Origin of the sequence: Thiothrix subterranea (assembly GCF_016772315.1) — a bacterium.
In the GTDB taxonomy this organism is placed as follows: Bacteria; Pseudomonadota; Gammaproteobacteria; order Thiotrichales; family Thiotrichaceae; genus Thiothrix; species Thiothrix subterranea.
Map to the genome: position 1 here is coordinate 1,042,872 of NZ_CP053482.1, position 14,954 is coordinate 1,057,825.

Here is a 14,954-nt window from a genome sequence, read left to right on the forward strand (position 1 = left end):
GTGCATAAAAAAGCCGAGCTAAACCCGGCTTTTCTGATAAACGGTACTAATGGAGTTTGTCAATTACTGCTGTGGTTGCGCAGCAATATCCGCATGAACTTTCGCCATATCCAACTCGCGTACCTTGGCAATCACTTGCTCCAGTTGCGGTTCGCTCAACATCCCCGCTTCTGCAAACAAGATCACCTGTTCACGGAAAATCATCAGCGTCGGGATGGAACGAATCTGGAAATGCCCCGCCAACTCCTGTTCTTCCTCGGTATTCACTTTCGCAAACACGATGTCAGTGTGGTTGTCAGACACTTTTTCAAAAATCGGGGCGAAAGACCGACACGGCCCACACCAAGGTGCCCAGAAATCAATGACCACGATGTCATTGGTGGTGATGGTTTCTTCAAAATCCTGCGCGGTCATTTCCATAGTTGCCATCGCATCGCTCCTGTATGTAACAATAAAAAGTGTTAGGGCTACTCCACCGGCGCATCGCCCCAACGGGGTAACAACGCATGAGAAATACCCAAATGATCCAGTACCCGCGCCACCATGAAATCAACCAATTCCTGCACGGATGTCGGGCGTTGATAAAAGCCCGGATTGGCGGGCATGATAATAACCCCCATCCGCGCCAGTTTCAGCATGTTTTCCAGATGAATCTCAGAAAACGGCGTCTCGCGCACCACCAAAATCAGCTTTTTGCGCTCTTTCAAACACACATCCGCCGCACGTTCAATCAAGTTGCGGCTGCTGCCACAAGCAATCGCTGACAATGTACCCGTGGTGCACGGGCATACCACCGTGGCATCCGCCACTCCGCTGCCACTGGCAATCGGGGCTGCCCATTGCTCGCGCTCAAACACCTGCAACTGCCCCGGCGCTGCGCCATACAATTCGCTGAAATAAATTTGAATCTCGCTGGCTCGCCCCGGCAAACGGTGCTCGGTTTCCATGTTCACCACCACCTGTGCGGGGCGTGATAACAGCAAATACACCCGATGCCCGTGTTGCAGCAAAAACTCCAGCAATCGCAAGCCGTATTGCGCACCCGATGCGCCTGTCATAATCAACGTAATGGTCAAAAGCGTTCTCTTAACTTGCCAACAAGGTTAACAGCTTGTCATGAATTCCACCGAAACCGCCATTACTCATAACCAGAACATGGTCTCCCGCTTGTGCCAATTGCGCCACGGTTGCTGCCAAAGCATCAATATCACCCCATTCCGGCAACTGATAAATAAACGCATAATCCGCCACTTGCAAAGCGGTAGCGACCGCTGCTCCGTGCGTCCCCATGCGCATGGTGTTGGAACGCGGTTCCAGCAACGCAATAATTCGTGCCTTACCCACTTTCGCCCGCAAACCCGCCAAGGTCGTGGTAATCGCAGTCGGGTGGTGCGCGAAATCGTCGTAAACCGTCACGCCACGCACCGTACCGCGCACTTGCATCCGCCGTTTCACCCCTTGGAATTCAGCCAAACCCGCAATCGCATGTTCCGCTGGAACGCCCGCATGACGCGCCGCCGCAATCGCCGCCAACGCATTATTCACATTGTGTTCGCCCAACAAATCCCAACGCACCACGCCTTGTTCCACCCCTTGGCAAAACACGCGGAATTCGCTGCCATCGGCTTGCAAATAGTCCGCTCGCCAATCGCCATCCGCAAACGTTTCCACCGGCGTCCAGCACCCCATCGCCAGCGTGTCGCTAAGATTCGCATCCTGCGCATTCACCACCGCCAAACCACTGCCCGGCACGGTACGCATTAAATGGTGAAATTGGGTTTTAATCGCCTGCACATCGGGAAAAATATCGGCGTGATCGTATTCCAGATTATTCAGAATCACGGTACGCGGGTGGTAATGCACAAACTTAGAACGCTTATCGAAAAACGCCGTGTCGTATTCATCGGCTTCCACCACAAAAAATGGCGAATCACCCAAGCGAGCCGACACGCCGAAATTTTGCGGCACACCACCGATGAGAAACCCCGGTTTCAAGCCCGCGTATTCCAGAATCCATGCCAGCATACTCGCCGTGGTGGTTTTGCCGTGTGTACCCGCCACCGCCAACACCCAACGTTCCCGCAGGATATGTTCACCCAACCATTGCGGGCCAGACGTATACGGCAGGTTGTGATCCAGCAGATGCTCCACCACCGCCAAACCGCGCCGCATCACATTGCCCACCACAATGGCATCGGCATCAGCGGGAAAATCCTGCGCGTGATAACCTTGCAGTATATCGACACCTTGCTCTGCCAACATCGTGCTCATCGGCGGGTAAACATTGGTATCAGCCCCCGTCACCTCATGCCCCTGTGCGCGTGCTAAAAGCGCAATGCCACCCATAAATGTACCGCAAATGCCCAAAATGTGAATTTTCATGCGTATTTATTAACCTTGACTCATGTGATTGCGCACAGCTTCTTCCAAAGGAATCGGTTTGGAAATGCCGTAACCTTGCCCGTAGTCTACACCAATCTCACGCAATATCTGAATGACGCGCTCATTTTCGACGTACTCCGCAATCACCTGCAAACCCATCAAATGTCCAACCTGATTGACTGATTGCACCATGGCGTGCGCCACATCATCGTGGGCAATGTCTTTAATAAAACTGCCATCAATTTTTAAATAATCCACCGGCAAGGACTTTAAATACCCGAATGAACTTACCCCAGTACCGAAATCATCCAACGAAAAACTGCACCCTAAATTTTTCAAGGTTTGAATAAAATGTTGCGCCAATTCAAGGTTATGGATAGCGACCCGCTCGGTAATTTCAAAGCACAACATCGCTGGGCTAATCTCTGCTGCTTGAATCTCTTCTAGCACAAACTTGAGAAAATCCGGCTCATCCAAACTCTGCCCGGATAAATTCACCGCGAATACCGGACGCGGCACTTTCTGGGTCACTTCACGTAAGGTTTGCAATAGTTTGCGCACCACCCAGCGATCCAAACGCGGCATCATCGAATAATATTCAGCCGCAGGAATGAATTCATCCGGTGATACCGGCTGATTGCTTTCGTCATACAAACGAATCAGCACTTCATAATGGCAAAAGGGTTTTTTAAAACCCACCGGATTTAACGGATGAATCGGCTGCGCTACCAGCTTGAAATTACTGGCATCAATGGCTTTTTTCAGCCGCCCCAGCCACACCATATTGCCACGGTGTTTGGTCACTTCCTGATCGTTGGGTTTAAAAATATGAATACGGTTGCCACCTTTGGCTTTCGCCACCCGACAAGCTGCATCCGCTTCCGCCAAAATACGATTAGGGGTTTTCAAGCCTTTATAAAGCGGTACAAATGCAATACTCGCCGTAACTTTCTGGCGCATCTTGTTCCAATCAAAATCGTATTGTTCCAATTTAATACGAATTTGCTCCGCCGCCCGAATCGCGACAGAAGGCTCGATTTCCTGAAACAAAATCCCAAACTCATCGCCGCCCAAACGTGCTAACACATCACGCCGCGCATCAATTTCTTCTTTTAACATTCGCGAAATGCGCTCAATCAACGCATCTCCCGCTGTGTGTCCCATTGCATCATTGACCAATTTAAATTGATCCATTGAAATCAAGCAGAATGAATGTTTCACCCCGTGTTGCCGCACTTGATCAATCGCCACCTTCAAACGCAATTCAAAGCTTTTACGATTCAATAACAAGGTTTGTTGGTCGTGCGTTTCCACGTGATCCAGACGCAATTGCATTGCGTGCAGCTCAGTCTGGTCACGAATTAGCAACATGTAACAAGGTTTGTCATTGCCCTCAAACAACACAGGCTGTACTGTATAGGTAACTTGTATATCATTTAAGCTAGTGGTATTGAGCAGCGCATAACGCAATAAAGGACGATCATTTGATTTCGCCGTATCCAACCAACTGACCGGATTGCGCGTCAAGGGATCAACCAACGTAAACAGTTCACCGTAATGTTTGCCACGCGCACTGCGGAGTTTATAATTTAGAATTCTTTCAGCCGCCGGATTAACGAAATCCACCACGCCATTGCTATTCACCAATACGGCGGATTCTTGCACGTCAGACAAAGAAGACACCAGCATATTTTGCTGAGCCAAATGCAATTGAGTGTTGGACTGACGCCGCATAACAAACCACCACCACGCCAAAGTAGCCGCTATACCAAAAGTAAGCAACCCGCCTAAAATGACAGTGTGAGATGCAAAATCAACAAAATCGGCCACAAAAGCCCCCACCTACTATAGCGTATTTATTTTATAAAAATTATTCACAGTCGATAGTAGGCTCAAACCGTGATTATGTACAGTGTTCAGCGACGAAGCGTAGACGCAACAAAGCCGACAGACTTATTCAGTACTGTCGGCTTTGTAATCGGCATACGCCACGTATGCTTAGAGCTTTTCTTTGATACGCGCAGATTTACCAGTCAGACCACGCAGGTAGTACAACTTCGCACGGCGTACATCGCCTTTACGCTTCACCACGATACCGGCAATGCCATTGCTGTATGTTTGGAATACGCGCTCGACGCCTTCACCGTAAGACATTTTACGCACAGTGAAAGCAGAGTTCAGACCACGATTTTTCTTCGCAATCACCACACCTTCATAAGCCTGTAGGCGTTCTTTGTCGCCGTCCTTAACACGCACGCTGACAATAACGGTATCGCCGGGGTTAAAATCCGGGATTACCTTCGTCATCTGCTCTTGTTCAAGTTGTTGAATAATCGTATTCATGATAATCCTCTAATGCAGCTCTTCACTGCTTTCAAACTCGTTTATATACTCGTTCAGCAACACACGCTCACTGTCGGTCAACTGTCGTGCCTGTAACAATTCCGGCCTGCGTCGCCATGTTTTTCCCAGCGCTTGTTTTTTGCGCCAACGGGCAATCTGGGCATGATTACCGCTTTTCAGTACGGCGGGTAATGCCAGCCCTTCCAATTCTTCCGGGCGGGTATAGTGCGGGCAATCCAGTAATCCATCAAAAAAGGAATCCTGAGCTGCCGACTCGTTATGCCCCAGTGTACCCGGCAATAAGCGGGTTATTGCATCAATCAGCACCATGGCTCCCAGCTCACCGCCGCTCAGCACATAGTCACCAATTGAACATTCCATATCCACTTCCAAGCGAATAACACGCTCATCAATGCCTTCGTAACGTCCGCATAACAGAATTAAACCCTGCTCTGCTGCCAGCGCGTTAACCACCGTTTGGTTGAGCGTAACACCCTGAGGGCTCAGATAAATCACTTTACCCGGATTGACTTGACGCGCATCACGAATCGCCTGTAACAGACAATCACCCTTCATCACCATGCCAGGGCCGCCGCCGTAAGGACGGTCATCCACCGTGCGGTGTACATCCGTTGCGTAATCACGCGGATTCCACTGTTTCAGTGAAATAATTCCACGCTCTGCTGCCCGACCTGTCACACCGCTGCTCGTCACCGCTTCAACCAATTCAGGAAACAACGTAATGACATCAAACCGCATAGGCATTAAAAGTCTGGATCCCAATCCACCACAATGCGTTTTTCATCCAAGGAAACCGCTTGAATAAATGTACCCAGCACCCAAGGCAATAAACGTTCCCGCTCACCTTGAACCACTAATACATCATTTGCGCCGGTTTCAAACAAATGATCCACGGTTCCTAGCAACACGCCATTTACCGTGACAACTTCCATGCCGATTAAATCAGCCCAGTAGTATTCATCTGCATCCAATGGCAGCAAGCGGCTACGCGGTACACCAATCTCACAACCCACTAGCTTTTCAGCTTGATTACGGTCGATCACCCCTTCCAGTTGCACGACAATGCCTTTGCCTTGAATTTGCCCATTGAGCAATTTGCAAGGCTGCCACTCACCGGCTACTTTCAGAGACCAAGGGGCGTACCCTAAAATCCCGTCCAGTTGATGGGTATGCGAATAGACTTTGACCCAACCTTTAATGCCAAACGCGGCAGAAATTTTGCCGAGTGTCACCATATCCGGCTGGGACATAATAGCTTACGCCGCCACAGTTTCTGCGGATTCTTTCAGCAGCTTAGTCACCCGTTCAGTAGGCTGTGCACCACATCCTACCCAGTAAGCAACCCGATCCTGCTCGATATGCAGACGGACTTCTTGACCACGCGCAACCGGGTTAAAATAACCGATGCGTTCAATGTAACCACTATCGCGCGGCTTGCGCTTGTCGCTAACGACGATGTGGTAAAATGGATGCTTTTTCGCACCACCTCTTGCCAGACGAATATTGACCATGTGAAGACCTTACCAAATTCAGTTAATACGTAGCAACCGAGGCTGCCCGAAGTAAACGCGCAATTCTACGTTAATTTCAGAAAAAGTGAAGCGTTGATTAAGCGCTTATCCACAAAAAAGCCCCCAAGACCTGGAGGCTTCCTGATAAATCGCTGACTGACCGATTAAGTTTACTTCGCAGACACGTACTTTAGCCCAGTATTGCCGGGGAAATAACGGTAATGCCCGGTAATGGGCATCGCAAATAGTACGTCCTCTATCTTTTCGCCTTCAGCAATATTGTGCACTACTAAATTACGCCGAGGGTCAGCGGATGACTTACGATTCACTACAATGCCGATGTGCTCTTGATCCCCCCCCAAACTCCAGGTCACCAAATCACCGGGGCGGTAATCTGCCGGATTACCCGTCGCGGCTACACTGGCGCCATGACGTTGGAAAAAGGCTTTCAAATTGTGCACACGCCGATGATCAATATTAGGATCGGGACGGTTCAAACCCCATTTTGATAAATTCGGGTAATTATAAAAATTACGCGACATATCCTCATGCACCAAACGCTGAAGATCAATCCCTAACTTGCGGTACGAACGGATCACCGTATCCGTGCATACCCCAACATTCGCTGGCACATCACCATTAGGGTAACTAATGGGAATATAACGCCCATCATACACCACACGGTGTCGCAAACGATCCAATGCCGCATACGACAGACGCTCTGGCGTTGCCACATTACTACGCACAGTTGCCGAACGCTTCACATCAACTGACGCCGCTTGCTGTGTTGAACAACCTGCCAACCCAGCCAGCAACATAACACCCGTCAAAACGACAGGAAAACCCCATTTCGACAAGCGCGGTATAGCAAAAACACTACTCATTTACCCCACTCCTGATTCAAATATCCCCAATAAACAGACTCATCAGAACAACTAATTATTATCATGATTTTTATACCGTAAGCAGATGGAATGCCAGTCTATTCCGACAAAAGAACACCATACCTTAATAAGTAGGGCAATCCGCACGGTACGGCTCTTTTACTATTCCCCAGCGGAATGGCAATGGCGCGTGTGGATCAGATACCAGCGATCCCGCTTCCACGTTCTGACGCAATTCACGCAACGTCATATAGTATTCTTCACCCAACGTCATCTGCACCATGCAAAAATCGTTAAGGCTTTTCAACTCTTGCGGTGGTGGTTGATCATTAGAAAACACCGCTTTTGCCCAACGCGCAGGCTGCGAATGCGGATCAAAGCGCCCTACCCGATCCAAGTGACTGCGAATGGAACTGAAAAACAAACCCAAGCGCTTATCACGACCCGGCGTTGAATGGTCGTCATATTCGCGTGCATTCATGCAACGACGCCCTTCACCCCGAATTTTTTGCAAGTACCACAATGCATCATAGACATAAACAGCACGGTCATTCGCGTACATGCACAATGCCAACAACAAACGCTGCGATTTCTCATCTGACGTTTCAGGGCGCTTTGCCAGCTTGCCAGCGATAACATCGGTATATTTTACGTAATCGTAAGCCACTTCATTCGCCAGATTGAACTGCTCTTCGCTGTAACCCGGCTGTTGCATAGCGGATTTCATAATATTTTGCGGTTGCTTGAAACGCCGATAACCATCACCAAACTGTTTATCTTCTGGCACATAAAACGGGAAAGACGGCGTGCGCAGTAAATAACGTGCCTGCTTCGGGGTGGTAGATGCCATTACCTCGGCAATACCCGCGTCGGTAACGTCCACAATTTGGTAAGAATGCACACCGGGTGCTACGTAAATATCACCGGGCTTAATATCATGCAAAGCAATGGGATAAGTGTCATTACGCAATGACACGGTGCTGGTCATATCAGCGACATAATCCAGAAAATTACGCACACGTCGATCAGGCGGCAAGTTATCCCACGTCGACATGTCATTACTAACAGTGCGACCGGCTTTGTCGCGATTACCGATGACAAACGGCAAACGGTGCTCAAACGCAAAAATAAGCCGCATCGCGTAAACGGCATCAGCGCAATCGTTTTCAAATTTGTAGTAAATTGGCTTAGCGGGATCCATGAAAATATCGTCTTTCCACTGAGTACGTACCCACTGGTGGTAACGCTCTTCCCACACATCATCCCACACATTTTCACTAGGCCAGACGGCGGCAACCGCAAACGAAGGCATGAATGAAATCACTGCCAGCAACCATGCCAGAATAAACGCTTTTTTCATGAAATTTACAACTTGATACGGTTCATCAGAAGAACACTAAATAAACAGACGTCCAACAGGCTATCCCCATACAAACGTTAGGATAGGAAACATGCCCATAAGTTCCTAAAGATTGCTAGGGTAGTTCAGCTTATCAAGGATTTCAATAAAAACGGCTCGATTATTGAATAGTCGAGCCGTTTCAGATCGCCACAAGCAGCTAATGATTGCGCATCAGCCACTTTTAGGCATTACTTCTGGTACTGTTGCATAACAGACTTAGAAGATTGATCCATGGAAACTGCACCTTTGTAGTTACCTTTGGCTTTAACCTTAGGCACCATTGGACGCTGACCTTGGCCTGCCACACAACCATAAACGTGCTTATGACCAGCGACAGCACCCGGATGGCTATGGCACTTATTTGCACAAGAAGGGGCTTCATCATGGCAATGTTGACCAGCGGCTGGTGTAGCTGCTGCGGCTGGCGCATCAGTTGCCGCCGCAGGTGCTGTTTGTGCAGTCTGTTGACCCATTTGTTGGCAACCTGTCGCAAACATAGCAGCAACGATCAGGGTTGCAAGTGTCAATTGAGATTTGATTTTCATCGGCTTAAGTCTCTTTCATTGTTTAAGGAAAATGTACACTGTGTAGCAAAAACTCAAGGGGTTATTTACCACACACAGGAGTGAATTTAGCACGAATTACCACAAAAAACTTTCCGAAACGCTAGATTCTTAAAGTGATGCGGTGTTGCTGGCGAATTTTCAAGCCTGATAAATAGATTGCATTAAATACAAACGCGGTTCAAACAAAAATCCACTGATTAAATTATAAAATTTAATCATCAAAAAGGCTTTGCAAAAAAAAAGCCTCTTGCCGTAACAAGAGGCTTTACGCGACACCACTATCCAAACAATAGCGTGTCTCTGGTGCCAAACATCAACAGCTTAAAATTAACGCTGTTGATATTGCTGCATTGCACCTTGAGAAGCTGGATCCATAGCGACTGGACCTTTGTAGTTGCCTTTAGCTTTAACTTTAGGAACCATTGGTGCAGGTGCTGGACGTACAGGAGCTGGAGCTGGAGCAACAGCAGCAGGTACTTCAGCAGCAGGTGCTTCAGTTGCTTGCTGAGAAGTCTGTTGACCCATTTGTTGGCAACCTGTTGTCAGCAAACCAGCGAACAACAAACCAGCGATAGCCACTTGAGATTTGATTTTCATAGTAGTAAAACTCTCTAAATAATTGATCTTAAAAGGGAAAATAAGCCTCACCAACATTGGCGATAGCATTAAGCCTTAATCCAGTCCATGAATTTTCTGGATGAAGCGCATCATACAACTAGACAATTCAGTAGGCAAACCCATCTTAGCGTAAATTTCCTTAATGGTCGTTAGGAATATCGAAAAAAGCTAATATAGCTACCCCGGAAATCCACCCATCGGAGGGAAACCACCGCCCATCGGCAACTTACCTTTCATGCCCGTCATGAGCTTGCGCAAACCACCTTTGGAAAACTGTTTCATCATTTTGCTCATTTGCAAGTGCTGTTTCATCAAGCGATTCACGTCCTGAACTTGCAGCCCACAACCAGCAGCAATCCTGCGTTTGCGAGATGCTTTAATAATGTCCGGGTTACGGCGCTCTTCCAGCGTCATGGAATTGATAATGGCAATCATGCGGCGCACTTCTTTGTCATTCGCCTGATCTTTGACGTTAGCGGGCAAATTTCCCATCCCCGGCAACTTATCCATCAAACCAGCCATGCCACCCATCTTTTCCATTTGTAACATTTGGTCACGCAAATCCTCAAAATCGAACGATTTGCCTTTATTGAGCTTTTTGGCGAGTTCTGCGGCTTTTTTATGATCAACCTGACGCTGCGCATCTTCAATCAAGCTCAGCACATCACCCATGCCCAAAATGCGCGATGCCATCCGTTCGGGGTGGAACGGCTCTAGCGCATCCAGCTTTTCGCCCATCCCGACAAACTTAATCGGTTTGCCCGTGATATAGCGCACTGACAAAGCCGCACCACCGCGTGCGTCGCCATCCGCTTTGGTCAACACCACGCCCGTCAGCGGCAGTGCATCCCCAAAGGCTTTAGCGGTATTGGCAGCATCTTGCCCAGTCATGCTATCGACCACGAACAGCGTTTCCACCGGATTTACAGCGGAATGAATAGCCTGGATTTCCGCCATCATCTCCGCATCGACGTGCAAGCGTCCGGCGGTATCAATGATCAGCACATCCATGTATTTGAGTTTTGCCTGCGCCACCGCCGCTTTAGCAATATCCACCGGCTTCTGAGCATTTTCACTGGGGAAGAAAATCCCGCCCGTCTGCCCCGCAATGGTTTCAAGCTGTTTAATCGCCGCTGGGCGGTAAACGTCACAACTCGCCACCATCACCGATTTGTTCTGACGTTCTTTCAAGAAACGGGTCAATTTGCCGACGGTGGTCGTTTTACCCGCACCCTGCAAACCCGCCATGAGAATAACAGCAGGTGGTTGCGCATTTAGCGACAGCGTTTCGTTCGCTTTGCCCATGAGTGCAATCAACTCATCGTTGACCACCTTGATCAAAGCTTGACCGGGGCTAAGGCTTTCCAACACCTCCTGCCCAATCGCCCGTTCACGCACCCGATTGGTGAATTCACGCACCACCGGCAACGCCACATCAGCTTCTAAAAGTGCCATCCGCACATCACGCAAGGCATCTTTAATATTGTCGTCGGTCAGACGTGCCTGACCGCGTAGTTTTTTTACCGTCTGCGAAAGACGTTCACTTAAATTCTCGAACATGATTTTGACTTCTTGCTAGTCCCATTCAGGCACAAGTTGCTATCATAGCATTAAAGCAACGACGAATGCGTTCCCGAACCACCTAACCCACGAAATCCGTTTGAGTAATGACAATAACACTTAACTTGTTTGCTACACTGGCATGGCTGGCAACTTGGCTACTGATTGGAGTACGCCTGCGGGATCGCTTGCAAACGCGCTCCCCTCAATACCGTCATGTACTGGTGGCACTGTGGCTGCTGTCATTGGGTCTGCACGGTTGGAGTATTGTAAACCATGTTTGGCAAGTAGATGGCGTATCCATCAGTTTTGCCACCGCCAGCTCGATCGTCATGTGGCTCTGCAATCTCTTGCTCTTTATGACCATGCTAAAGCGACCGTTGGAAACCTTGGGGCTTTTTATCGTGCCCTTCACGGTAACTACCATGCTTTTGCCATTATTAAGCCCTAGTCAAACCAACACCATTAACTTAAACAATGGCTTAGGCGTGCATATTTTCACGTCTCTATTGGCTTACAGCATGTTAACACTGGCGGCATTGCAAGCCTTACTGCTGGCGCTGCAAAACAAGCACCTGCACAATCACCAGCCGGGCGGCCTCATTCGCACCTTGCCACCGCTATTGGACATGGAAGCCTTGCTGTTCAAATTAATTTTGCTGGGTGTCATGCTGTTATCACTGGGGTTGTTTAGCGGCGCTTTATACGTCGACAACCTGTTTGCGCAACATTTGGCACATAAAACTATTCTATCCATTGTGGCATGGGTTATATTCACCGCCCTACTGGTGGGTCATTGGCGCTATGGCTGGCGCGGGCGCATCGCCATCCGCTGGACACTCAGTGGCTTTTTCATCCTCATGCTGGCGTTTTTTGGCAGCAAATTTGTATTAGAGTTTTTGGTAAAATAATTGTGGACATTAATGAAATACCGCTAGGCATACTGTTTTTTGTCTTGTTTATCCTGTTTCTGCTCTCGGCTTTTTTCTCTGGTTCTGAAACCGCGTTGATGTCACTCAACCGCTACAAACTCAAACACCTTGCAGAGAAAGGTCACTCAGGCGCAAAACTGGCACAAAAACTACTAGCAAGACCTGACCGTTTGATTAGCTTAATATTACTGGGCAACAACTTTGTTAACATCCTGATTACGCAATTAGCGACCTTACTAGGCTTGCGTTTGTTTGGCGATGCGGGCTTAGCGATTGCAACCGGTATTTTGACGTTTTTACTGCTGATTTTCGGCGAAATCACCCCCAAAACACTCGGTGCAATGCATCCAGAACCCATTGCATTTGTGGCTTCGCGGGTTTACGTGGTTTTAATGAAGTTCATGTTCCCGTTCGTCTGGTTACTGAATTTATTTACCAATGGCATTCTGCGTTTATTCGGAGCGCACAGTGATGAAACCAGCCGCGTCGCCCTCAGTCACGAAGAATTGCGCACGGTAGTCAGCTCTGCCGGAGCGCAGATTCCACGCAACCACCTCGACATGCTATTGCGCGTCATGGACATGGAAAGCACCACGGTGGAAGACATTATGATTCCCCGCAACCAACTGGTCGGCTTGGATCTGGATGACGATTGGAACGAACTCGAAGAACAAATCACCAACAGCAATTTCACCCGCCTACTGGTGTATCGCGAAAGTCTCGATAACGTCATTGGCTTTGTGCACCTACGCAAACTTTTGCCACTGTTCCGTGACGGGCATTTGGACAAAGAACGCTTTGAAGCCAGCATTCGCCCCGCGTACTTCATCCCAGAAAGCACCCCATTAACCCAACAATTAATCAACTTCAAAACCGAAAATCGCCGCATTGCCTTGGTCGTGGATGAATACGGCGAAATCTTAGGCTTGGTTGCCCTTGAAGACATTTTAGAAGAAATTGTCGGTGAGTTTTCCAGCGTACCCAGCAGTCAATCGCGCGAAATTCGCCGCATGGCAGACGGCAGTTATTGGGTGGATGGCAGCATCCCCATCCGTGACATTAACCGCGAAGTGGGCAGCAACTTCACCTCGGAAGAAGCCAATACCATCAACGGTTTAATTCTGGAATACCTCGAATCCATTCCCGTCCCCGGCATGACCATGCTGATTGACGATTACCCTTTGGAGATTCGCAAAACCCGCAATAATGCGGTCAAAACGCTGATCATTCACCCCAAAATTCAGCGCAAAGCAGCCGATAACGATGAGTAAGGTCAAGCTTCAATACCACTGCACCGCCTGCGGCAGTCTGCACCCCAAATGGAGCGGGCAATGCGGTGAATGCGGTGCATGGAATACGATGGAGGAAAGCATAAGCCTACCCGCAAGCAAGCAAGCAGCCAATCAACGGGCGGGGGGCTACGCGGGTGAAACCGCCGTGATTCGCTCCCTCAACGAAGTGAGCTTAAGTGAAGCACCGCGCATCCTCACCCACCAACCCGAACTGGATCGGGTACTCGGCGGCGGACTAGTGTCAGGCTCGGTGGTACTCATCGGTGGCGACCCCGGCATTGGCAAATCCACCATTTTGCTGCAAACGCTTGCCACTTTAACCGAAATGAAAACCCTGTACGTGACCGGCGAAGAATCGCTGCAACAAGTGGGCTTACGTGCCAAACGTTTAGGGCTACCCAGCGACCACTTGCGCCTGCTCACCGAAACCTGTGTGGAAACCATCCTCAGTTTGGTGGTGCAAGAAAAACCGCAGTTGATGGTGATTGACTCTATCCAAACCGTGTTTACCGACAGCTTGCAAGCGGCGCCCGGTTCGGTTAGCCAAATCCGCGAATCAGCGGCTAAACTGGTGCGTTTCGCTAAGCAAACCAATACCGCCATGTTTCTGGTCGGTCATGTCACCAAAGAAGGCACACTGGCAGGGCCGCGTGTCCTTGAACACATGGTCGATACCGTGCTGTATTTTGAAGGCGACCCTGGCGGACGTTACCGCATTATTCGCGCCGTCAAAAACCGTTTCGGCGCGGTCAACGAACTTGGCGTATTCGCCATGACCGAACAAGGCTTGAAAGGTGTCAGCAACCCGTCCGCTATTTTCCTGTCACGCCACGAAGAACCCGTTTCCGGCAGTGTCATCATGGTCACACGCGAAGGCACACGCCCACTCATGGTGGAAGTGCAAGCGCTGGTCGACCAAAGTCACGGTGCAGTACCGCGTCGCGTGACCTTGGGACTGGAACAAAATCGCCTCGCGATGTTGCTGGCCGTGCTGCATAGGCACGCCGGAATCTCAATGTTTGACCAAGACGTATTCATTAATGTTGTCGGTGGTGTTAAGATTTCGGAAACCGCTGCTGATTTATCATTGTTGTTAGCGGCACTTTCAAGTTTTCGCAACCGTCCTCTGCCTGCTGATCTGGTGGTTTTTGGAGAAGTTGGGCTGGCTGGCGAAATTCGCCCAGTTCCAAACGGTGAGGAGCGTTTGCGTGAGGCTGCCAAACACGGTTTTAAACAGGCTATCGTAGCGAAAGGAAACAAGCCACGTCACCCGATTGAGGGGATGAAAGTGGTCGCCATTGCCAGATTGGAGAAAGCGATAGAAATTGTGATGTAAATTCGCAACAATAACGTGCATAATTTGTTGACTCCCAACAACAGATATAATAATTTTATTATTCGGTTCGGGTCATACAAACGTTACAGACACGGGTACGGGCAATC

16 protein-coding genes are annotated in these 14,954 nt (G+C 49.2%); 3 read left to right on the top strand and 13 right to left on the bottom strand.

What is annotated here, in order from left to right; genetic code table 11:
- Positions 1-63 precede the first annotated feature (63 nt).
- The 13 genes from trxA to ffh form a co-directional block, all read right to left on the bottom strand.
- Entirely contained in the window at positions 64-429 is a 366-nt protein-coding gene (gene trxA / locus HMY34_RS04975; protein ID WP_202718196.1) for a thioredoxin, read from the bottom strand.
- Between the two features lie 38 nt (positions 430-467).
- The gene (locus HMY34_RS04980) at positions 468-1,076 is read right to left on the bottom strand and encodes a UbiX family flavin prenyltransferase (RefSeq protein ID WP_266096947.1); all 609 of its coding nucleotides are present in this window, start codon (positions 1,074-1,076) and stop codon (positions 468-470) included.
- Positions 1,077-1,086: 10 nt separating this feature from the next.
- Positions 1,087-2,382, bottom strand: coding sequence for a UDP-N-acetylmuramate:L-alanyl-gamma-D-glutamyl-meso-diaminopimelate ligase (gene mpl, locus HMY34_RS04985; RefSeq protein WP_202718197.1), 1,296 nt, complete (start codon positions 2,380-2,382; stop codon positions 1,087-1,089).
- A 9-nt stretch (positions 2,383-2,391) separates the two neighbouring features.
- A complete protein-coding gene (locus tag HMY34_RS04990) occupies positions 2,392-4,116 on the bottom strand; it encodes a putative bifunctional diguanylate cyclase/phosphodiesterase (RefSeq protein ID WP_228287979.1) in 1,725 nt (574 codons plus the stop codon).
- Positions 4,117-4,380: 264 nt separating this feature from the next.
- The gene (gene rplS, locus HMY34_RS04995; RefSeq protein WP_266096948.1) at positions 4,381-4,725 is read right to left on the bottom strand and encodes a 50S ribosomal protein L19; all 345 of its coding nucleotides are present in this window, start codon (positions 4,723-4,725) and stop codon (positions 4,381-4,383) included.
- 9 nt (positions 4,726-4,734) lie between these two features.
- Positions 4,735-5,484, bottom strand: a complete 750-nt coding sequence (gene trmD / locus HMY34_RS05000) for a tRNA (guanosine(37)-N1)-methyltransferase TrmD (RefSeq protein ID WP_202719127.1) — start codon at positions 5,482-5,484, stop codon at positions 4,735-4,737.
- A 5-nt stretch (positions 5,485-5,489) separates the two neighbouring features.
- Entirely contained in the window at positions 5,490-5,996 is a 507-nt protein-coding gene (gene rimM, locus HMY34_RS05005) for a ribosome maturation factor RimM (protein ID WP_202718199.1), read from the bottom strand.
- 6 nt (positions 5,997-6,002) lie between these two features.
- Entirely contained in the window at positions 6,003-6,257 is a 255-nt protein-coding gene (gene rpsP / locus HMY34_RS05010) for a 30S ribosomal protein S16 (protein ID WP_202718200.1), read from the bottom strand.
- Positions 6,258-6,427: 170 nt separating this feature from the next.
- A complete protein-coding gene (locus HMY34_RS05015) occupies positions 6,428-7,141 on the bottom strand; it encodes a DUF1287 domain-containing protein (RefSeq protein ID WP_202718201.1) in 714 nt (237 codons plus the stop codon).
- A 124-nt stretch (positions 7,142-7,265) separates the two neighbouring features.
- Positions 7,266-8,501, bottom strand: coding sequence for a hypothetical protein (locus HMY34_RS05020; RefSeq protein WP_202718202.1), 1,236 nt, complete (start codon positions 8,499-8,501; stop codon positions 7,266-7,268).
- A gap of 230 nt (positions 8,502-8,731) precedes the next feature.
- Positions 8,732-9,088, bottom strand: coding sequence for a hypothetical protein (locus HMY34_RS05025; RefSeq protein WP_202718203.1), 357 nt, complete (start codon positions 9,086-9,088; stop codon positions 8,732-8,734).
- A gap of 348 nt (positions 9,089-9,436) precedes the next feature.
- On the bottom strand, positions 9,437-9,775 hold the full coding sequence (locus HMY34_RS05030) for a hypothetical protein (RefSeq protein ID WP_202718204.1): 339 nt from the start codon (positions 9,773-9,775) through the stop codon (positions 9,437-9,439).
- Between the two features lie 129 nt (positions 9,776-9,904).
- Positions 9,905-11,287, bottom strand: coding sequence for a signal recognition particle protein (ffh, locus tag HMY34_RS05035; RefSeq protein WP_202718205.1), 1,383 nt, complete (start codon positions 11,285-11,287; stop codon positions 9,905-9,907).
- 107 nt (positions 11,288-11,394) lie between these two features.
- Here ffh and HMY34_RS05040 point away from each other — a divergent pair, with 107 nt between their 5' ends.
- The 3 genes from HMY34_RS05040 to radA are packed head-to-tail and all read left to right on the top strand — an operon-like array spanning position 11,395 to position 14,847.
- Positions 11,395-12,198, top strand: coding sequence for a cytochrome C assembly family protein (locus HMY34_RS05040; RefSeq protein ID WP_202718206.1), 804 nt, complete (start codon positions 11,395-11,397; stop codon positions 12,196-12,198).
- A 2-nt stretch (positions 12,199-12,200) separates the two neighbouring features.
- A complete protein-coding gene (locus tag HMY34_RS05045) occupies positions 12,201-13,490 on the top strand; it encodes an HlyC/CorC family transporter (RefSeq protein WP_202718207.1) in 1,290 nt (429 codons plus the stop codon).
- Complete coding sequence (gene radA, locus HMY34_RS05050) at positions 13,483-14,847, top strand: DNA repair protein RadA (protein WP_202718208.1); 1,365 nt, start codon at positions 13,483-13,485, stop codon at positions 14,845-14,847. Before HMY34_RS05045 ends, radA begins: the two co-directional genes overlap by 8 nt.
- Positions 14,848-14,954: the final 107 nt, after the last annotated feature.

Excerpts from the sequence above, each read along its gene's own strand:
- trxA (WP_202718196.1), bottom strand. The coding sequence starts at position 429 with ATGGCAACTATGGAAATGACCGCGCAGGATTTTGAAGAAACCATCACC.
- mpl (WP_202718197.1), bottom strand. The coding sequence starts at position 2,382 with ATGAAAATTCACATTTTGGGCATTTGCGGTACATTTATGGGTGGCATT.
- HMY34_RS04990 (WP_228287979.1), bottom strand. The coding sequence starts at position 4,116 with ATGCGGCGTCAGTCCAACACTCAATTGCATTTGGCTCAGCAAAATATG.
- rplS (WP_266096948.1), bottom strand. The coding sequence starts at position 4,725 with ATGAATACGATTATTCAACAACTTGAACAAGAGCAGATGACGAAGGTA.
- trmD (WP_202719127.1), bottom strand. The coding sequence starts at position 5,484 with ATGCGGTTTGATGTCATTACGTTGTTTCCTGAATTGGTTGAAGCGGTG.
- rimM (WP_202718199.1), bottom strand. The coding sequence starts at position 5,996 with ATGTCCCAGCCGGATATGGTGACACTCGGCAAAATTTCTGCCGCGTTT.
- rpsP (WP_202718200.1), bottom strand. The coding sequence starts at position 6,257 with ATGGTCAATATTCGTCTGGCAAGAGGTGGTGCGAAAAAGCATCCATTT.
- HMY34_RS05015 (WP_202718201.1), bottom strand. The coding sequence starts at position 7,141 with ATGAGTAGTGTTTTTGCTATACCGCGCTTGTCGAAATGGGGTTTTCCT.
- HMY34_RS05020 (WP_202718202.1), bottom strand. The coding sequence starts at position 8,501 with ATGAAAAAAGCGTTTATTCTGGCATGGTTGCTGGCAGTGATTTCATTC.
- HMY34_RS05025 (WP_202718203.1), bottom strand. The coding sequence starts at position 9,088 with ATGAAAATCAAATCTCAATTGACACTTGCAACCCTGATCGTTGCTGCT.
- HMY34_RS05030 (WP_202718204.1), bottom strand. The coding sequence starts at position 9,775 with ATGCTATCGCCAATGTTGGTGAGGCTTATTTTCCCTTTTAAGATCAAT.
- ffh (WP_202718205.1), bottom strand. The coding sequence starts at position 11,287 with ATGTTCGAGAATTTAAGTGAACGTCTTTCGCAGACGGTAAAAAAACTA.
- HMY34_RS05040 (WP_202718206.1), top strand. The coding sequence starts at position 11,395 with ATGACAATAACACTTAACTTGTTTGCTACACTGGCATGGCTGGCAACT.
- radA (WP_202718208.1), top strand. The coding sequence starts at position 13,483 with ATGAGTAAGGTCAAGCTTCAATACCACTGCACCGCCTGCGGCAGTCTG.